An 18,793-nucleotide genomic window follows, 5' to 3' on the forward strand; every position below is an offset into this window, starting at 1 on the left:
TTTGACGCAAAATGTTTATAATTATAATAGGCGATGTGGTTGACCGAACATCGCCTATTATATACAATAGATGATGTAGTACTCACGTCTATACAACTAAAAAATACTGTAATTTAAAGGAGATAAATTATCATGGAAAAAATCTTTAAAGTAACTAGCGACTCAGGAATTCATGCTCGTCCAGCAACTCTACTTGTAAACACTGCAAGCAAATTTGGTTCTGACATTAACTTAGAGTATAACGGAAAAAACGTTAACTTAAAGTCAATCATGGGCGTTATGTCTTTAGGCATTCAACAAAACGCAGAAATTAAAATCACTGCAAATGGTGATGATGCAGCTCAAGCACTAGCAGCTATCGAAGAAACTATGAAAAACGAAGGATTAGGAGAATAATGACTCTTAACATTCAAGGGATCGCTGCATCAAGTGGGATTGCTATTGCAAAGGCTTTCAGACTTGAGAATCCTGAATTTAACATCGAAAAGAAATCAATTACAAACGAAGCTGCAGAAATTGCACGCTTAGACGCTGCGCTTGAGAAAGCAAAAACTGAATTAGAAGCTATTAAGGACCACGCTTTTGCTGAGCTAGGTGCTGACAAAGCTGCGATCTTTGAAGCACATTTATTAGTGTTAAATGATCCAGAACTAGTAAACCCAGTAAAAGATAAAGTAAATAGCGAAAAAGTAAATGCTGAATTTGCAATGGATGAAGTTGCATCAATGTTTATTTCTATGTTTGAAAACATGGATAACGAATATATGAAAGAACGCGCTGCGGACATTCGTGACGTAACAAAACGCGTTCTTGCACATTTACTAGGCATTAACTTCTCAAATCCAGGTACAATTTCTGAAGAAGTAATCATCATTGCTGAAGATTTAACACCATCTGATACAGCTCAGTTAAACCGTAAGTATGCAAAAGGTTTTACAACTGATATCGGTGGACGTACATCTCACTCTGCAATTATGGCTCGTTCTATGGAAATTCCAGCTGTTGTTGGTACGAAAGTTGTTATGGAGAAAATCCAAAACGGCGATATCGTAATCATCGATGGTTTAGATGGAGAAGTAATTGTAAATCCATCAGAAGAAACTCTTCGCTCGTTTGAAGAAAAGAAAGCGAAATTTGAAGAGCAAAAAGCTGAATGGGCAAAATTAAAAGACCAAGCTACTGTAACAAGTGATGGACATCACGTTGAGCTTGTTGCAAATATCGGAACACCAAATGATGTACAAGGTATTATCGATAATGGCGGAGAAGGCGTTGGTTTATACCGTACAGAATTCTTATACATGGGCCGTGACAATCTTCCAACAGAAGAAGAGCAGTTCGAAGCGTATAAAGCAGTTCTTGAAGGTGTAAAAGAAGGTCAACCTGTTGTTGTTCGTACACTTGACATCGGTGGAGATAAAGAGCTTCCATACTTACATTTACCAAAAGAAATGAACCCATTCTTAGGATACCGTGCAATTCGCTTATGTCTTGATGAGCAAGATGTGTTCCGTACACAACTTCGTGCATTACTTCGTGCTAGCGTATACGGTAACTTAAAAATTATGTTCCCAATGATTGCAACTCTTGATGAGTTCCGTCAAGCAAAAGCAATCTTATTAGAAGAGAAAGCGAAGCTTGAAGAAGCGGGTACAACTGTTTCTGATTCTATTGAAGTTGGTATGATGGTTGAAATCCCAGCTTCAGCAGTATTAGCAGATCAATTCGCAAAAGAAGTTGATTTCTTCTCTATCGGAACAAACGACTTAATTCAATACACAATGGCTGCAGACCGTATGAACGAACAAGTATCTTACTTATACCAACCATATAACCCATCAATTTTACGTCTTGTAAAAATGGTTATCGATGCTGCTCATAAAGAAGGCAAATGGGCTGGTATGTGTGGTGAGATGGCGGGCGATTCACTTGCTATTCCATTATTATTAGGATTAGGTTTAGATGAGTTCAGTATGAGTGCAACATCTATTCTTCCTGCAAGAACACAACTAAGCAAGTTGTCAAAAGCAGAAATGGAAACATTAGCAGAAAAAGCATTAATGATGTCAACTGCTGAAGAAGTTGTTGAACTAGTTAAAAGCATATAAGTAATAAAAAAACCTGAGTCGATTTGAAATCGGTCTCAGGTTTTTTCTATGAGAAAAGTAAAACTTATTTTCTTATTCTTGAAGATAAAGAACAGAATTAGATAGCGATAGCAACGATATCAGTTGGGCATACACGTAAAATACCAGTAAAAGTATTTCGGTTTTGATTGTGCTTATCATCTTTGTTGTTATCTTTATTGTCTTTGTCATTGTTATTACGAGCTAAAGCAGAGAAAAGAGCAACACCGTTAGCGAAACCTTCAAAAATTACATTGTTGAATGTGCCGTTACCTCTAATACTTAAAAGAGAAAGTTCTGTTCCAACTGAAATGTTAGCAAGTACGTTACATACAGCTGGTTGTTGTGGTCTAACCTCTCTCTCTTTCTCGCGATGGTCGCGATGGTCGCGATGGTCGCGATGGTCGCGATGGTCACACTCTCTTTCACGATGATGACAGTCTCTAAAGTTATCACAGCATCCAAATGATCCAAACATAATCCTCATCACCCCCTTCACACTTATAATCTATGTAAGTTCGGTAGTGAGTGACTGGACAGAGAGTGGAATTTTTTCTAGGTGATTTTCTCATTTTAAAAGACTAGCTGGGTGTTTATTACGGGATGATATTTAAAATAGGATAGATATCACAAAAAAGTGTAAGGACCACCGAAATGAATGAAATAGGTAGCCTTTACACTTTTTTGCTTTTATATAAAACGATAATATATACCGGAAGAGCTAGGAGTAGTGGTACGATGGATCGTGCAGTATGTTTTTCTGATTCTAATTGGAACGCTTCTTCTTTAGGAAATTGTAATACTGAAATGTTTGCAGCATCCCCAATAAAATATAGAAGCAGTACAGTTACTATGTAACATAAAAGTGCAATAAAGCTTCCGTATGAACTCAATGAAAATCCCTCTCTTGTTATCTATTTGTTATCATTGTATCATAATTGTAACAAAAACACACGGTTATATTTCGATACTTTAACAAAATTCGACATGAAACGCCATTTATGTATATGGAAATAGCATAAAATTTACTGTTTTTTTATGTATAAATGTCGAATCATACATTGTAATATTACGAGTGTGTGACAGAATAAAAAAGAAACGAAGGNNCCTTCGTTTCTTTTTTATTCGTATGAAAGGGCAGTAAGGCCCTCACATTGATTCAAATTTCACTTTATTATTTTGCCCATTCACTCACTTGCTCTACGCTCATTCGTGGTGCAGGATGGCCTTTCAAAGTTGATTCACCAATTGTAATAAGCATAATTGGTACGTAGCGAGATGAAACGTTGAATTCTTCTGTAAGTGCTTGTGGATTGAAGCCACCAATAGCGCAAGTATCCCAGCCAGTTGCTTTAGCAGTAAGCATAAGTTGCATTGCTGCTAAAGATGCATTTGAAAAGGCTGCATCTCTTGGGAATTGCTCACGAGCATATGCAGACTCAATATTTTTAGCTAAGCGCTCTTTTGCTTCTTCTTTCATAAATCCTTGTTCTACAATTGGACCATAAACTGGTTCAACATTTTTATAAGCTTCTAAATCACCTAAAATAGCGACTACAGCAGAAGCATCAAGAATTTGTTGTTGGTTATAAGCAATTGGATGTAATCGTTTCTGCACATCTTCACCTTGAAATACAAGGAATTTCCAGTGCTGCAAGTTCCAAGCAGAAGGTGCTTGAGCAGCTCCCTTTAAAATCTCGTGTAACTCTGTAGATGAAATTTCTTTCTCTGGGTTGAATGCACGTGTAGATGTGCGTTCATATAGGACGTTAAAAAAGTTATCGTTTGTCATTATATATCCTCCAAATTACATATTAAATAATGAAAAAATATATGTAAAATATTCTACTTACATTTTGTAAGTTATCGAATTTAAGAATATAATATCTTTATTTTAATTGTCAAGTTTTAAAGCGGAAGCTAGGGCATTCATACAAACGATACAATTCCTATAATCATACACTAAAAAAGGAATTTATAGAGTGAAAAAGCGAAGATAACATTCTCAATTAGCTTGTTAACATGTATTCCTCACTCATTAAAGTTTTTAGAGAACAGCCTTTTATAAAATGTTTGTGAGGAATGCAGTAGAACAAGATATATGAAGTGAGTGAAGACTAGTGATGAACATACTACATTTTTTATTAGAGAATACGGTTTTCCAAAATGTATTACAAGATCTTCAGTTAAATGTCCTTTATATAGAAAATGGATGTACACATCAACAAACGATAGAAAATATCCATCCAAAATGTATGTTTATAGCAAATAGTTTTGAAGAAGGGGAAGTATTGTTTCAGAGGACTCAACCACATATTGTAATTATGTATGTAACAGATTTTTCTCAAATAAAATATATAAAGAATATGTATAATCGACAGAGTACATTTATTGTCATTTGGGATCAACAAATAACAAGCGAGTTTGCAGAGGTGCTTACGTTAGGAATACGTAATATTGTGATAGCACCTGTGACTCCACAAATGGTGTTAGAGGAAGTAAATAAAAGTTTATATCAGCTTTCTTTAGTGCGACAAGTAAGTTTGCAACAAGAACTTCTTCAAACGATGTTTGATTTTCGCAATGATCTATTATTCATAGTAGAAGACGATGAGATTGTTGATTGTAATACAAATTTCTTAGAGTTTTTCGGATATGAAAATTTGTTTGCCTATCGTGAGCAACATTTAGTATTTGCTGAACATTTTATTAGAGAAAATGGATACTATTCAACAACCCATGATATAACATGGTTAGATGATACACTATCATATGATAGAAGAATTAAGATGTCCAACTATGAAGGAGAAGTGTCAACTTTTTTATTGCGTGCGACACCATTGCCAGAAGATTTATCAAGATTTATTGTGAAGTGTACAGAGATTACAGAATTAGATGAAATCTATCAAGAACAAGAAAGGCTCGCTATGATAGATTCATTAACAGAGATTTATAATCGTTTGAAGTTCCAACAAATACTAGAGTCAGAATGGGACAATGCGATGCGTAATAATGAAAACATAGCACTTATTTTATTTGATATAGATAATTTTAAAGCAGTAAATGACACGTATGGCCATGATTTTGGTGACTTAGCGTTAATTCAGCTTGCAGAGCTTATGAAATCTAAAGTGGAGGAGCAACATGTATTTGCTAGGTGGGGCGGAGAAGAATTTATTATTTTAGTAACGAATACAGTAGAAAAAGAAGCATTTCAGGTTGCGGAATCATTACGCTTTTTCATTGAAACAAAGCAATTCTCAGGAATTTCGAAATTAACAGCGAGTTTTGGAGTTGCATTATATGAAAAAGGGATTACAAGAGAAGAATTAATGCAACGAGCGGATATTGCATTATATGAAGCGAAAAAAAATGGAAAGAATCAAGTATGTGTGTATAGAAAAGAAAAAATGTAATTTTTCGCAACAAATTGTTGCGATTTTTTTTTATTGTTTGATAATAGAATAGGGGGACAATTTTTAGCGAAGGAATTATGGAGGATTAATATGATAAAAAAAGTAATGGTCATGGCTTCACTGTCTGCTATAGTTGGCGGCGGAGTATACTATTTTCTTGTTAACCCCAATATAAAGGAAAACACTGTATTAACAACTAAAGTGAATCCTACTATTGAATCGGAAGTACAAGGGAATATAGAAGAAAAAGAAGAGCAACAAATTGATTATGCTAGCATATCTCAAAAATTAGATCAATATTTAGTCGGAAAGCAATTCAATGGAACAGTTTTGGTAACAGATAAAGAGCATGTTATATTGAATAAAGGATATGGATATGCTGATGTTCAAAATAAAATAGAAAATACGCCTCACACAAAATATCGTATCGGTTCTATTACGAAAACAGTTGTTGCCACATCTATTTTACAGCTACAAGAACAAGGGAAATTGAATATTCAAGATAATGTAAATAAATATATTCCTTCATTTCCGGAGAATAAAAATATTACGCTATATCATTTATTAACGCATACCTCTGGTTTACCTGAACACGCAAAAGGCAATGTTAATGCTGCTTCCCGTTTACAATTAATGAATTGGATTGGACGTCAAAATTTAGAATTTCCTGCAGGAACAGGTTGGAGATATACAGATTATAATTATATGGTGCTTGCTTATATAATAGAACATATATCGAAAAACCCTTTAGGAGATTACATAAAAGAAAACATATTTGTAAAAGCAGATATGCATGAATCTGGTATGGGAAATATGGTACCTGGAGATAAAAATTTTACAAAGGGTTATGTAAAAAAAAATCAAGAGCTTGTACCAGCGCAGAAGTTAGGCATGGATTGGCTATATGGTTGTGGTGAGATGTATACGACAGTTGGAGATATGAAGAAATTAGACGAAGCAATTATAAATGGAAAACTTCTTTCTGAACAAAGTATACAAGCAATGTTTTCACCTTCAGCAGAACGAAAATATGCATTTAGTTTTTACATAAATCCGGATTATTTTCATAATCATGGTGTACTATCTGGTTGGAACACTTTTAATAATTTTAATAAAGAAAAAGGCACTTTTGTTATTTTATTTTCAAATGTGAAAAATAGTATGGATGATGACTTTAATAAAGAGTTCCGAAAGATGGTAAGTGATTTATTAGAACAAAGGGGATGAGAAAATGGAACATAAAAATGTATCAATTGGTTTCATCGGTATTGGTGTAATGGGAAAAAGTATGGTGCGTCATTTAATGCAAGACGGTCATACAGTATATGTATATAATAGAACAAAATCGAAAACAGACTCTTTAGTGCAAGATGGTGCAAATTGGTGTGATACACCGAAAGAGTTAGTAAAGCAAGTTGATGTTGTAATGACTATGGTTGGGTATCCACATGATGTAGAAGAAGTGTACTTTGGGATAGAGGGAATTTTGGAGAATGCAAATGAAGGCACGATAGCAATTGATTTCACGACATCTACACCAACATTGGCAAAACGTATTAATGAAACTGGTAAAAGTAAGAATATATATACGTTAGATGCACCTGTATCTGGAGGAGACGTTGGTGCGAAAGAAGCAAGACTCGCAATTATGGTCGGTGGAGAGAAAGAAATATATGAAAAATGTTTACCGTTATTTGAAAAACTAGGAACAAATATTCAGTTACAAGGGCCAGCTGGAAGTGGACAACATACAAAAATGTGCAATCAAATTGCGATTGCTTCTAATATGATTGGAGTATGTGAAGCTGTTGCTTATGCGAAAAAGGCTGGATTAGATCCTGATAAAGTATTAGAGAGTATTTCAACGGGAGCAGCAGGTAGCTGGTCATTAAGTAATTTAGCTCCTCGAATGTTAAAGGGAGATTTTGAACCAGGTTTTTATGTAAAGCATTTTATGAAAGATATGAAGATTGCTTTAGATGAGGCTGAAAAATTGCAATTACCAGTACCAGGTTTAAGTTTGGCGAAGGAATTGTATGAAGAGCTAATAAAAGATGGGGAAGAAAATAGCGGAACACAAGTGTTATACAAAAAATACATAAGGGGGTAAATGAAATGGATCTTCAAAAATTTGATGAGATGATTGATGCTGTGCAACGAGCAACTTGTATACAAATTAACGAAAAACAAAAAGAAGCGTTTAAACAAAAATATGATTTTGAACCGGAATTCGAATATGGAAAAGATGAAAAAGGGCATTACGTTATTCGAACTTCAAAAAAGATGCTGGAAGAAATGGAATTTTATTTGGCATTGAAATATGATCGAGATGGAGTGGACCTTTATATGCAAGCAGAGATCGACGGTATAAGCCACGTATCTGTTAGCTATAGTGAAGATGCCTTGCATTTACAAGAATTATTTCAATTTCTAGAAGAGAATAAATAAAAGTCCTCATGTGAGGACTTTTATTTATTTAGGTATATTAAAATTGATAATTATAAGCTAGAAGCCCGGCGGCATCGTTCAATTGGGAATGGAATCACTTGCGCGGTGTGATTAGGACCAAATTGTTTTGTACGAGCATGGCGTATTATATAAAATGCACAGAGAATTGCAACAGGAATAGCACCGAATAAACCGAAAAATAAAGCGCTTACACAAGATGCGACAAAACCTAAAACACCAACCTCTAACTCTTCCATAATAGCTCCTAAAATAACAGGAAGTGCTCCACATGTAACCCCTAGTATAAGTGCGATAAGTAAACTCATGATTCTCCCCCTCTGTTTGCCATATTCTTTTCCTTCTTAGTTAATTGTAGTATATCATATACAAAACAGAATTTTCAGAAAAAATTCAAAAAAAGTTCAATAAATGTTCAAAAAGTGTTAAAAATTCACTTGAAAAATAGAAGGATTCATATATTTGAGATGATAAAAAATCAGGCTTATTTCATTTTTTGAAATAAGCCTGTTCCATAGGAGGATGTATATATGTAGAGTGAATAAAAGGTTGGAAAAGGGGGTCCAAGACCTTTTATTCAACTGACTACCTTAATAGATTGGAACCCAGCCTTCAGTTGTAACAAAAATACGAATAGCTACAACTTGACGATCTTCTTGCAAGGTAAAATAATGTCTTGCATTTTCAGGAACAGATATGAGATCGCCTGGCTCAAGTTCAACGTCAAAGAACTTTCCATCTTTTCCTTCAATGGCAAAGATGCCATGACCACTAACAATAAAGCGAACTTCATCATCAGTATGATGGTGTTCTTTTTGGAAATTAATTAATAATTCGTCAAGGTTAGGTGTGCTATTTGAAAGTGAAATTACGTCATGTGCTTTATAACCTCGGCGCGCTGAAACATCAGCGATTTCTTTTGAGAACACAGCTAATATTTCAGCTTTGTTTTCATTTGTTAAAGAATAATTTTCATTTAAATGAGTAGGAAGCTTAGATATGTTCCATTTCTCATATAAAACGCCTTCTTCTTTTAGAAATTTACATACTTCCACTTCATTTTCAATACGAGTATTTACTTCATGAATACGAATTTGCGCCATTAGAAACGCCTCCTTGGATTGATAATAGTTTTATATGAAATTGGAATAAAAACTCATAAGCTTCTAATCTTTTCTTTGCATCAAAGCTATCTCGTCCCCATACGGTAATACCATGGTTACGGATTAATACTGCTCCCGAATCGCCTTGTATATGCTTTCGGAAGTTTTCTCCAAGCGTTGGGATATGGGCATGGTTTTCGATAATAGGAATGTTAATTGTTGCGCCTTCTTCCCAAATATCAAGAGCTTTAATAATTTCTTGATTTTGAAGGGTGACTGCATCACTATATAAATTTGTGATGACATTGTTATCAGTTGTATGAACATGAAGTACGCATCCGGCATTCGTATTGTTATAAATATGTGTATGCAATATTGTTTCTGCTGAAGGACGTAATTCAGTCTCTAATACGGGAACTCCTAGATGATCTACTAATAGAAAATCATCTGGAGTCGTCTTTGTTTTATCTTTACCACTTGCTGTAATGAGAAAAGTGAGCGGTTCATGACTAACCTTTATAGAAATATTACCACTCGTTGCAGGAAACCAATTTCGTGTTGTTAATTCTTTTTTTATCTCGCTTAAGTCATACCATTGACGAAAAAGTTGTTTCATAACTTCACCTCCAACAAATGCTTTAATGCAGCTTGAACATCGTAAAATGTTTCAAAAGGTGTATAGGCGATATGATTCTCTTCACACTTTGTAATAAGGAAGTCACGGGCAAATACTTTATCTGCTTGTTTCGCAGCTTGTAAATCAGTAATGGAATCTCCAATTACAATATGGAAGTCATTCGCATCACCTAATTTACGGATTAAAGATGATTTACATAATCCGCAATGATTTTGACAATGATGATCACAAGGATGAGGCCAATTAACAGTAATGTATTCATTTGAAAAATCTGTTTCATTACAGTAAATTTGCTCTTTTGGAATAAGTCCTTGCAAGAGTGGATAGACGAAGAAATCCATTCCACCTGATATAACATAAAAAGAAATGTTATTTTCATTTACAAATTGTATAAATTCATGAAAACCACTACGGATTTCAGCAGTCTCTTTTAAAAATTGAATGATATCATCGTGTAGATTAGTAGGTATGAATTGAAATAATTGAGAAACACCTTCTTGAATAGATAGCTCTTGTGATAAAATTCTATTCTTTACTTCTTCAGCTTCTGGTGGTGCGAATTTTTCCATAATGGACATAATGTTATCATTATTTGTAATCGTGCCATCGAAATCACAAAATACTTGAATACTCATAATTTCACCTCATGAGAGGGATTTCCCCATATTTGTAGTGCACTATGCAAATTTATATCATCTACTTCATGAAGAGGTACATGTTGCAAAGTAGCATTAATCGCAGTACGGAAGGCTTTACCGCCACCCTGCGCTCCGTTCGGATGTCCGTGTATCCCGCCGCCAGCATTAATAACAACATCTTTACCGAAATCTCGTACAATAAAGGGAACGAAACCAGGGTGAATACCAGCAGACGGAACAGAGAAGCTTTTCTTGAAAAATGCATCGTCTTCAGTTAAATATTTTGAGATAGCAAGGGCTTCTTCTTTTTCTAGTGCAACACTCCCGTATGGAGAGGGGAATAATGAAAAGTCAGCGCCAGCATAACGTAATAGCTTTCCGAGTAATAAAGGAGATGAAACTCCATATAGCTTGGATGCTGAGTAAGCACCACTTACAGCAGGGTGTGCCATAATAGGAACTGGGATTTCATCATCTTCTGCAAGTGATTGTAGTACATCTAGTCCGTAAGCAAATACGTTAAATAATAGAATATCAGCCCCGGCTTGCACCGCACGTTTCGCATTTTCTTTTAAATCAAAAGTTCGTCCGGTTAAATTTACGGCATATAACGTTTTATGTCCGTACGTTTCATATACGGATTGTAAAACTTCTTTTCCAGATACAATGCGTTTCGTAAGTGGTGTTAATGTATTCTCAAATAATATTTCATCATCTTTTACAATATCTACACCACCAATTGCTTGATCACGTAATTGCGTTTTTAAATATCCAATATTTCGTCCAATCATCCCTTTAAAAATACTCATTAAAAGAGGGCGCTCATACACTTGTAAAAGATTTCGAATACCATCTATGCCGAACTTTGGGCCAGGAAAATGTTTTTTTAACTCGTCTGAAAAAGTTAAGTCAATTAATTTTACTTCGCCATCAAGTGATAGCTTTCCGAATGTAGTTGTTAAAATAGCTGGTAAATCTGGACTGAAGTTTAATAAAGGATATTCAATTTTAATAATTCCGCGTGTTACTTTTTTACGTAAATACGAATTGGTATGTTCTTGTGCAGCTAATTCCTCAACATGAATGACGTTGCCTTTATGTTGTTTTAATTGTTTTTGCAATAAATGTGGAAAATGTGTCCAAGAGCCAATCGTTAAACCGAGTGCAATTTGCTCAGCCTTTTTTTCTAAGTTATGTGAATCATCATGGATTAAATATGTCGCTATAATTCCGCTCATTGTTATAACCTCCTAGTTAAATAAAAAAACCTCTCAGCTAAGGAGAGGTTTTTTTACAACCAGCTCCTTATCTGTCAGCGTAATGCTGCGAGAATTAGCACCGTGTCTACAATTGTAGATCGGTTGCCGGGTTTCGTCGGGCTCGTCCCTCCACCTGCTCTTGATAAGAAGTATTTAGAAATGTTTAAATTTTTAAGATAACTGAATTTTGTCAGATATTTTTCGTGTTGTCAATTACTTTTTGAAAAAATTTAATTTATCGATTCGATTAATGGCTTCTCGTAATCTATCTTCTGTATGCAAGAGACCAACGCGGACATACCCTTCACCATGCTCACCAAATCCAACACCAGGAGCAACTGCAACGTGTGCTTTTTCTAGTAAAATATTAGAAAATTGCTCAGAGGTATATCCTTTCGGAACAGGAAGCCATGCAAAAAATGAGCCTGTTGGAATGTCTACATTCCAACCAATTGAGTGACATGCTGAAATAAGAGCGTTTCTGCGAGATTCGTAACTATTTACAAGGTCTATTACGCAAGACTGTGAACTTAATAGTGCTTCGCGAGCAGCGTCTTGAACTGCACCAAAAATACTAACATACATATGATCTTGTAATAAGTTAATGGTTTCAATGACACTTTCATTCCCTACTGCAAAAGCGATACGCCACCCAGCCATATTGAAAGTTTTCGATAGAGTATAAATTTCAATTCCTGTATCTTTGGCACCGTCTGCTTGTAAGAAACTCACGGGTTTTTGACCATCAAATCCAATAGCGCCGTAAGCAAAATCATGAACAACTAATATATTATGTTCATTAGCAAAATGAATGGTTTCTTCAAAGAATTCTTTTGATGCAGTAGCACCAGTAGGATTATTTGGATAGTTTAAAAACATTAATTTTGCTTGTTTCGCAATAGAATCATCAATTTTCGTATAATCTGGTAAAAAATTATTTTCTGCAAGTAGTGGCATTGTTTCAAATTGTGCTTTCGCTAAAGCAACACCTGATAAATAATCTGGATAGCCTGGATCGGGAACGAGAATCGTATCACCAGGGTTTGTAAAGCAAACTGGTAATTCTACTAATCCAGCTTTTCCACCAAACAAAATAGCAACTTCTGTTTTTGGATTTACTACTACATCATATTCACGTTGATAGAATGTTGCCACGGCTTCTTTTAAGCTTTCGTGTCCGCGAAATGGCGGATATTTATGATGAATGGTCTTTTCGGCAGCATCTTGTAAAGCTTTTACGATATGCTGCGGTGTTGGTTGATCCGGATTACCTTGACCTAGATTAATAACATCGTGACCAGCTGCTACGACTTTGTTAACTTTTGCAACAAGTGAAGCGAAAAATTGTGTTGGCAATGATGTTACTATCTCAGAAGGTTGAAATGATTTCATACTTTCCACCTCTTTTGAAAGTTGTTACAATTCTAGTGACAAATGATATAATCTTTCCAGTATTTTGTAAAGAAAAAAATAAGAATGGGGCTGACAAAATGAAAGTCGCATGTATTCAAATGGATATTGTCTTTGGAGATGTAGAAAAAAATATTGAGAATGCTAAAAATAAAATAAGTGAAGCGATGAAAGAAAGACCAGATGTTATTGTTTTACCAGAACTATGGACAACAGGATATGATTTAACGAGACTCTCTGAAATTGCAGATAAGGATGGATTAGAAACGAAAGAAAAGCTGAAAGAATGGTCGAAACAATATGGTATACATATTGTCGGTGGTTCTATAGCGAAGCAAACAGGGCAAGGTGTTACAAATACAATGTATGTGGTAAGTAATAAAGGAGAACTAGTCAATGAATATAGTAAAGTGCATTTATTTCAGCTTATGGATGAACATAAATATTTAATAGCTGGAAATAGTACGGGTGAATTTAAGTTAGATGATGTAGAGTGCGCCGGGACAATTTGTTATGACATTCGTTTTCCGGAATGGATGCGCGTTCATACTGCTAAAGGTGCAAAAGTTTTATTTGTTGTAGCAGAATGGCCATTAGTTCGTTTAGCACATTGGCGTTTACTATTGCAAGCAAGAGCAGTTGAAAATCAATGTTATGTTGTCGCATGTAATAGGGCAGGAAAGGATCCGAATAATGAGTTTGCCGGTCACTCTTTAATTATCGATCCTTGGGGCGAGGTTGTTGTAGAAGCGGATGAAGAAGAATCCATTTTATTTGGGGAGCTTCATTTTGAGAAAATTAAAGAAGTACGTAAAGGAATTCCAGTTTTTGCAGATCGTCGTCCAGAATTATATAAATAAAATGTTGACAAGTGATTTTTATTCTTGATATAGTCTTCAACATAAAGTTAAAAATTCAAAAAATTATACAACTCTTATCAAGAGCAGGTGGAGGGGTTTGGCCCGATGAAGCCCAGCAACCGACCGTAATACCATTGTGAAATGGGGCGTTTATTTACGCCAAAAGGCACGGTGCTAATTCCAGCAGAAAGTAAAACTTTCTGGCAGATAAGAGGGGAGAAGATAAACTTCAAACCTCTTTCTTAGTGGAAAGAGGTTTTTCTACGTCAGAAAAACCTCTGAATGAAAAAAGGGGGAGAAGACGATGGGATATTATTCATTAACTGAAACGACAGCTATACAATATGCGAAAGAACATGGTTATTTTGAAAAGAAAGCAAATGTAGTTTGTCATGAAATTGGAGATGGAAATTTAAATTACGTGTTCAAATTAGATGATGGAGAGAAGTCTATTATAATAAAACAAGCACTGCCATATGCAAAAGTAGTTGGTGAGAGCTGGCCATTGTCTATAAAAAGAGCGACGATTGAAAGTAAGGCACTGCAAATTTTTGCGAGGTATGTGCCGGAATACTTGCCGGTCGTGTACAGTCATGATGAAGAGTTAGCCGTAACAGTCATAGAAGACTTATCAAGACTAACAATTACAAGAAGAGGATTAATAGACGGAGAAGAGTACCCACTATTATCTCAGCATATTGGTCGTTTTTTAGCACATGCTTTATTTTATACCTCAGATTTCGGATTAGAGTCAGAAGAGAAAAGGGTATTAGAAGGTGCATTTGTAAACCCGGACCTTTGCAAAATTACAGAAGATTTAATGTTTACAGATCCGTTTGGTCATTACGATACGAATGATTATGAGCCGGAGTTACAACTAGCGGTTGATGAATTGTGGAGTGATAAAACTTTAAAATTAAAAGTAGCGCAATATAAATATAAGTTTTTAACGAGAAAAGAAGCACTTATTCATGGTGATCTACATACTGGTAGTATTTTTTCATCACCTTCTGAAACGAAAGTGATTGATCCGGAGTTTGCAACATATGGCCCATTTGGATTTGATCTTGGTCAATTTATTGCAAATCTATTATTAAATGCTCTATCTAGAGAGGAAGAACAGAGAAGTGTGCTATTTTTCCATATGGAGAAAACATGGAGCTATTTCGTAGACACTTTTACGAAGTTATGGATTGGAGAAGGTGTAGAAGCATATACGAAAGAGAAACAATGGTTGCCGATTATTTTGCAAAATATTTTTACGGATGTAGTCGGATTTGCTGGATGTGAGCTTATCCGAAGAACAATTGGCTTAGCACATGTAGCTGATTTAGATGAAATAGCAAATAAAGAAAAGAGAATTCAAGCCAAGAAACAAGCGTTATCCTTAGGTAAAGAACTAATAAAATATGAATCTAAGAACGCCGATATTCAACTGTTCCGAACATTATTTCAACAGACAGTTTCTGGAGGGGTAAAAGCATGAGTACAGTTGTTACTATTCCGAGGTCTGTCAGTTGGAAAGGTGATGCCATTGCAGTATTAAATCAAACAAAGTTGCCGCATAGCACAGAATACAAAACATTAACGACGATTGAAGAGGTATGGAAAAGTATTGTCATGCTAGAAGTAAGAGGAGCACCTGCAATTGGAATTGTAGCTGCATTTGGCTTGGCGCTTGCATCAAAAAAATATACTACTTTACATATTGAAGAATTTCAAAAGAAGTTTAATAGAGATTGTAATTATTTAGGGACGTCACGCCCGACAGCAGTCAATTTATTTTGGGCAATCAATCGTATGAGAGAATCTATTCAAGAAATTACTACAATAAAAGAAGCGCAAAAAATATTAGAAGAAGAAGCGCTTCTCATTCAGCAAGAAGATGAAGCGGTATGCCGAAGTATTGGAGAACATGCATTATCATGCTTTAAAGACGGTGATAACATTTTAACGATTTGTAACGCTGGCAGTATCGCAACTGCTAGATATGGTACTGCATTAGCGCCGTTTTATATTGGGAAAGAAAAAGGTGTACGGTTACATGCGTATGCGTGTGAAACGAGACCGGTTTTACAAGGCGGGCGTTTAACGACTTGGGAATTGAAACAGGCAAATATTGATGTAACACTTATTACAGATAATACGGCAGCGCATGCTATTCAAACGAAGGAAATAAACGCGATTATTGTAGGTGCGGACCGAATTGTCGCAAATGGAGATACGGCAAATAAAATCGGAACAATGAATTTAGCTATATTAGCAAAGTATTTCGATATCCCGTTCTACGTTGCAGCTCCGTTATCGACATTTGATATTACGAAACAAATAGGCACTGAAATAGTTATTGAAGAAAGAGACGAAACAGAAGTTACGAAAATTTTTGGGAAACAAGTAACGCCAGTTGGAACTACTGTTTATAATCCAGCATTTGATGTAACGCCAAACGAATTAATTACAGGCATTATTACTGAGCGAGGTATTATACGCGGGGATTATAAACGAGAAATTGCATTATTATTTGAAAGACAAGCTAATACATAATAGCTTGTTTTTTTATGCCTAACTGTTTCCTTTTCTCTTATTTATATAATGGAAGGAGGCGGAAAAGATGGAAGAGTGGATCAGGATGGTAGGTAATGTAGGGTTTCCGATTGTTGTAACATTATATTTACTCCACCGTATTGAAAGTAAATTAGATGGGGTAATTGTTGCCATCGAGAAACTCCCTAAACAATTACTAAAGTAGGAAGATCCCTGGGATAAAAAATAAAGTTTGCTCACAAAGAGCAAACTTTATTTTTATTGAGCGGTATAACCACCATCAATAACGACAGCTTGACCAGTTATACCTTTCGCTTTTTCGCTCGCTAAAAATATAGCATAATCCGCGATTTCTTGTACTTGTAATAAGCGTTTTTGTGGTACAAGTGGATAAATGACATCCTCTAAAACATTTTCAAGTGGTACATTTCGTGTTGTAGCTAAGTCGTTTAGTTGATTACGTACAAGAGGGGTATCGGCATAACCAGGACAAAGCGCGTTAACGGTAATTCCATGAGTAGCGCCTTCTAAAGCGGCAACTTTTGTTAATCCAATTACGCCATGCTTCGCGCTATTGTAGGCGGATTTCCCTGCAAATCCAACGAGACCATTAATGGATGCGACATTAATAATCCGACCATACTTTTGTTTTTTCATGATCGGGAAGGCATGTTTAATAGCAATAAAAGGAGCGATTTGCATAATTTTAATAAGTAGTTCAAACTTTTCGGTTGGAAAATCTTCAATTGGTGAAACGTGTTGCATGCCTGCATTATTAATTAATATATGTAATGAACCGAAATGATTAACTGTTTGAGAAATTGCAGCTGTAATTTCTTCTTCAGATGTAACATCACATTTTAAACCGATAGCTTGGTAGCCTTCTTTTTGCAATTGTTCAGCAGCTTCTTTTGCACGTTCTTCAAGACGATCGGTAATAACGACTTTTGCACCTTCTTTTGCAAAAGCGTTTCCCATTTCATAACCAATACCACTTGCAGCACCTGTTAAAAAAACAACTCGATTTGTAACCATGATGAAAAACATCCCTTCTTAATAAAGTTCTCCTATTGCTCTATTTAGAGAGTGGATAATAAAAATCCTGCAAAGATTTGGAAAAATGTTGTTAGCTATCTTGTTTTGCAAAATAGTCTCTGCTATACTATTTTGTAAAGCAAGATACTTACGCTTATCTATCTTGTAAAACAAGATAGTAGGAGGATTTGAATTATGTCGACAAGTCAAATGCTGAAAGGGATTTTAGAAGGTTGCTTACTTGCTATTATTTCTGAAGGTGAAATATACGGTTATGAAATGAGTGAAAAGCTGGCGAAGTATGGCTTTACAATGGCGAGTGAAGGAAGTATTTATCCGTTATTAATACGAATGCAAAAGGAAAGGCTAATAACAAGTGTAATGAAGGAATCTCCATCTGGCCCAAAGCGAAAATATTATACATTAACAGAAAAAGGCGAGGAAGCACTCGATGAATTTATGGATCGCTGGGAAGCGATGCAAAGTAGTGTAGAGCGTCTACTTGAAGGGAAGGGAAGAAAAAAATAATGCTATCAAGTGAAGCACGAAAGTTTTTATTAAATATGAGATTATTTTTAACGGCAAAGGGTGTGAAAGAAAGCGATATTGAAAATTTTATAGAAGATGCAGAACTTCATTTAATCGAGGGTGAGAGTGATGGGAAAAGTGTAGAAGATGTTTTCGGAAGCTCACCGAAAGAATATGCAAATGAACTTGTAAAAGTAATGGAAAAGGATAGACAGGAAACGTGGAAGCAAATTGGTTTTACAGTAATGAATATCGTATCGCTTTGGATTATTGCTTCTATTCTAATAGTGAATAACGGATTGTTACAGATGTCACTTATTCAGTGTGTTGGGTACAGTTTTGCATTGATTTTAGTTGTGATAGGTCCTAATTTTCTACTTCGCAAAATGACTTTTGTAACAAGTTTTTCAAAAACGTGGTTTTCTATGTGGTTTTTAGTGATGATAGCGCCAATGTTTTTAATGGGAGTTATTACGGTACTAGATGTGATATATCCTACAAAAATGTTTATATTCACTCAAATGCAAAGTTATATATTAGCTGGTGGGATTTTTATCATTACAGTAGCGATAAATATGTATTTTGATGGATGGTTTAAAAACTTATATTTAATTATTCCACTTTCAATTATGTTACTGTTTAAAACATTTACATCAGAAGATCTCGTGCCAACGTTATTTCAAATTATATGTTTATACGGAAGTTTGTTTATTTTAATCTTCCTTGAAATTATGATGAAGACGAATAGAAGAGAAGCAGTTAAATGAGGGA

22 protein-coding genes and 2 riboswitches are annotated in these 18,793 nt (G+C 35.2%); of the genes, 12 read left to right on the forward strand and 10 right to left on the reverse strand.

The window, feature by feature from the left end:
* Nucleotides 1-132 precede the first annotated feature (132 nt).
* Together ptsH and ptsP are read left to right on the forward strand one after the other, a co-directional pair.
* Nucleotides 133-396, forward strand: a complete 264-nt coding sequence (ptsH, locus tag COL05_RS02390) for a phosphocarrier protein HPr (RefSeq protein ID WP_000411080.1) — start codon at nucleotides 133-135, stop codon at nucleotides 394-396.
* Complete coding sequence (ptsP, locus tag COL05_RS02395; protein WP_098667431.1) at nucleotides 396-2,108, forward strand: phosphoenolpyruvate--protein phosphotransferase; 1,713 nt, start codon at nucleotides 396-398, stop codon at nucleotides 2,106-2,108. Before ptsH ends, ptsP begins: the two co-directional genes overlap by 1 nt.
* A gap of 97 nt (nucleotides 2,109-2,205) precedes the next feature.
* Here ptsP and COL05_RS02400 read toward each other — a convergent pair whose 3' ends face one another.
* From COL05_RS02400 to COL05_RS02410, 3 genes are all read right to left on the reverse strand, one after another.
* Nucleotides 2,206-2,604, reverse strand: a complete 399-nt coding sequence (locus COL05_RS02400; protein WP_098667432.1) for a DUF3915 domain-containing protein — start codon at nucleotides 2,602-2,604, stop codon at nucleotides 2,206-2,208.
* A gap of 196 nt (nucleotides 2,605-2,800) precedes the next feature.
* Nucleotides 2,801-3,019: a hypothetical protein gene (locus tag COL05_RS02405; RefSeq protein ID WP_000100487.1), complete on the reverse strand. Its 219-nt coding sequence runs from the start codon at nucleotides 3,017-3,019 to the stop codon at nucleotides 2,801-2,803.
* Nucleotides 3,020-3,300: 281 nt separating this feature from the next.
* A complete protein-coding gene (locus COL05_RS02410) occupies nucleotides 3,301-3,918 on the reverse strand; it encodes a nitroreductase family protein (RefSeq protein ID WP_098667433.1) in 618 nt (205 codons plus the stop codon).
* Between the two features lie 331 nt (nucleotides 3,919-4,249).
* Here COL05_RS02410 and COL05_RS02415 point away from each other — a divergent pair, with 331 nt between their 5' ends.
* The 4 genes from COL05_RS02415 (at nucleotide 4,250) to COL05_RS02430 (ending at nucleotide 7,990) form a co-directional block, all read left to right on the forward strand.
* A complete protein-coding gene (locus COL05_RS02415) occupies nucleotides 4,250-5,542 on the forward strand; it encodes a GGDEF domain-containing protein (RefSeq protein WP_142337322.1) in 1,293 nt (430 codons plus the stop codon).
* A gap of 90 nt (nucleotides 5,543-5,632) precedes the next feature.
* On the forward strand, nucleotides 5,633-6,769 hold the full coding sequence (locus tag COL05_RS02420; protein ID WP_142337323.1) for a serine hydrolase: 1,137 nt from the start codon (nucleotides 5,633-5,635) through the stop codon (nucleotides 6,767-6,769).
* A 4-nt stretch (nucleotides 6,770-6,773) separates the two neighbouring features.
* A complete protein-coding gene (locus COL05_RS02425; RefSeq protein WP_098667435.1) occupies nucleotides 6,774-7,652 on the forward strand; it encodes an NAD(P)-dependent oxidoreductase in 879 nt (292 codons plus the stop codon).
* A gap of 5 nt (nucleotides 7,653-7,657) precedes the next feature.
* Nucleotides 7,658-7,990 (forward strand): DUF3909 family protein, encoded by a 333-nt coding sequence (locus tag COL05_RS02430; RefSeq protein WP_098667436.1) that lies wholly within the window; start codon nucleotides 7,658-7,660, stop codon nucleotides 7,988-7,990.
* Nucleotides 7,991-8,040: 50 nt separating this feature from the next.
* On the opposite strand, the gene COL05_RS02435 is transcribed toward COL05_RS02430, so the two are convergent.
* From COL05_RS02435 to COL05_RS02460, 6 genes are all read right to left on the reverse strand, one after another.
* A complete protein-coding gene (locus COL05_RS02435; protein ID WP_098667437.1) occupies nucleotides 8,041-8,316 on the reverse strand; it encodes a hypothetical protein in 276 nt (91 codons plus the stop codon).
* A gap of 282 nt (nucleotides 8,317-8,598) precedes the next feature.
* Nucleotides 8,599-9,111 (reverse strand): 1,2-dihydroxy-3-keto-5-methylthiopentene dioxygenase, encoded by a 513-nt coding sequence (locus COL05_RS02440; protein ID WP_098667438.1) that lies wholly within the window; start codon nucleotides 9,109-9,111, stop codon nucleotides 8,599-8,601.
* A complete protein-coding gene (locus tag COL05_RS02445) occupies nucleotides 9,089-9,727 on the reverse strand; it encodes a methylthioribulose 1-phosphate dehydratase (protein WP_000811331.1) in 639 nt (212 codons plus the stop codon). The genes COL05_RS02440 and COL05_RS02445 overlap by 23 nt, the downstream gene beginning before the upstream one ends.
* Nucleotides 9,724-10,383, reverse strand: coding sequence for a 2-hydroxy-3-keto-5-methylthiopentenyl-1-phosphate phosphatase (mtnX, locus tag COL05_RS02450; RefSeq protein ID WP_098667439.1), 660 nt, complete (start codon nucleotides 10,381-10,383; stop codon nucleotides 9,724-9,726). Before mtnX ends, COL05_RS02445 begins: the two co-directional genes overlap by 4 nt.
* Nucleotides 10,380-11,624 (reverse strand): 2,3-diketo-5-methylthiopentyl-1-phosphate enolase, encoded by a 1,245-nt coding sequence (gene mtnW / locus COL05_RS02455; protein WP_098667440.1) that lies wholly within the window; start codon nucleotides 11,622-11,624, stop codon nucleotides 10,380-10,382. The genes mtnX and mtnW overlap by 4 nt, the downstream gene beginning before the upstream one ends.
* 64 nt (nucleotides 11,625-11,688) lie before the next feature.
* Nucleotides 11,689-11,794: riboswitch (SAM riboswitch) on the reverse strand.
* 64 nt (nucleotides 11,795-11,858) lie between these two features.
* Nucleotides 11,859-13,037: a pyridoxal phosphate-dependent aminotransferase gene (locus tag COL05_RS02460; protein ID WP_098667441.1), complete on the reverse strand. Its 1,179-nt coding sequence runs from the start codon at nucleotides 13,035-13,037 to the stop codon at nucleotides 11,859-11,861.
* A 14-nt stretch (nucleotides 13,038-13,051) separates the two neighbouring features.
* On the opposite strand from COL05_RS02460, the gene COL05_RS02465 reads away from it, so the two are divergent.
* The 4 genes from COL05_RS02465 to COL05_RS02480 all read left to right on the forward strand — a co-directional run bounded on the left by COL05_RS02465 (nucleotide 13,052) and on the right by COL05_RS02480 (nucleotide 16,664).
* The gene (locus COL05_RS02465; protein WP_142337327.1) at nucleotides 13,052-13,915 is read left to right on the forward strand and encodes a carbon-nitrogen family hydrolase; all 864 of its coding nucleotides are present in this window, start codon (nucleotides 13,052-13,054) and stop codon (nucleotides 13,913-13,915) included.
* A 71-nt stretch (nucleotides 13,916-13,986) separates the two neighbouring features.
* Nucleotides 13,987-14,129: riboswitch (SAM riboswitch) on the forward strand.
* A gap of 90 nt (nucleotides 14,130-14,219) precedes the next feature.
* A complete protein-coding gene (gene mtnK / locus COL05_RS02470; protein WP_098667442.1) occupies nucleotides 14,220-15,401 on the forward strand; it encodes an S-methyl-5-thioribose kinase in 1,182 nt (393 codons plus the stop codon).
* Nucleotides 15,398-16,459: an S-methyl-5-thioribose-1-phosphate isomerase gene (mtnA, locus tag COL05_RS02475; RefSeq protein WP_098667443.1), complete on the forward strand. Its 1,062-nt coding sequence runs from the start codon at nucleotides 15,398-15,400 to the stop codon at nucleotides 16,457-16,459. The genes mtnK and mtnA overlap by 4 nt, the downstream gene beginning before the upstream one ends.
* 67 nt (nucleotides 16,460-16,526) lie before the next feature.
* The gene (locus COL05_RS02480; RefSeq protein WP_000393345.1) at nucleotides 16,527-16,664 is read left to right on the forward strand and encodes a YvrJ family protein; all 138 of its coding nucleotides are present in this window, start codon (nucleotides 16,527-16,529) and stop codon (nucleotides 16,662-16,664) included.
* 53 nt (nucleotides 16,665-16,717) lie between these two features.
* Here COL05_RS02480 and COL05_RS02485 read toward each other — a convergent pair whose 3' ends face one another.
* On the reverse strand, nucleotides 16,718-17,494 hold the full coding sequence (locus tag COL05_RS02485) for a 3-hydroxybutyrate dehydrogenase (protein ID WP_098667444.1): 777 nt from the start codon (nucleotides 17,492-17,494) through the stop codon (nucleotides 16,718-16,720).
* 195 nt (nucleotides 17,495-17,689) lie between these two features.
* Between COL05_RS02485 and COL05_RS02490 the strand changes: the two genes are divergently transcribed.
* A complete protein-coding gene (locus COL05_RS02490) occupies nucleotides 17,690-18,022 on the forward strand; it encodes a PadR family transcriptional regulator (protein ID WP_098667445.1) in 333 nt (110 codons plus the stop codon).
* On the forward strand, nucleotides 18,022-18,789 hold the full coding sequence (locus COL05_RS02495; RefSeq protein ID WP_098667446.1) for a DUF1129 domain-containing protein: 768 nt from the start codon (nucleotides 18,022-18,024) through the stop codon (nucleotides 18,787-18,789). Before COL05_RS02490 ends, COL05_RS02495 begins: the two co-directional genes overlap by 1 nt.
* The last annotated feature ends 4 nt before the right edge of the window (nucleotides 18,790-18,793 follow it).

The organism is Bacillus sp. AFS059628 (assembly GCF_002571225.1).
GTDB lineage: Bacteria > Bacillota > Bacilli > Bacillales > Bacillaceae_G > Bacillus_A.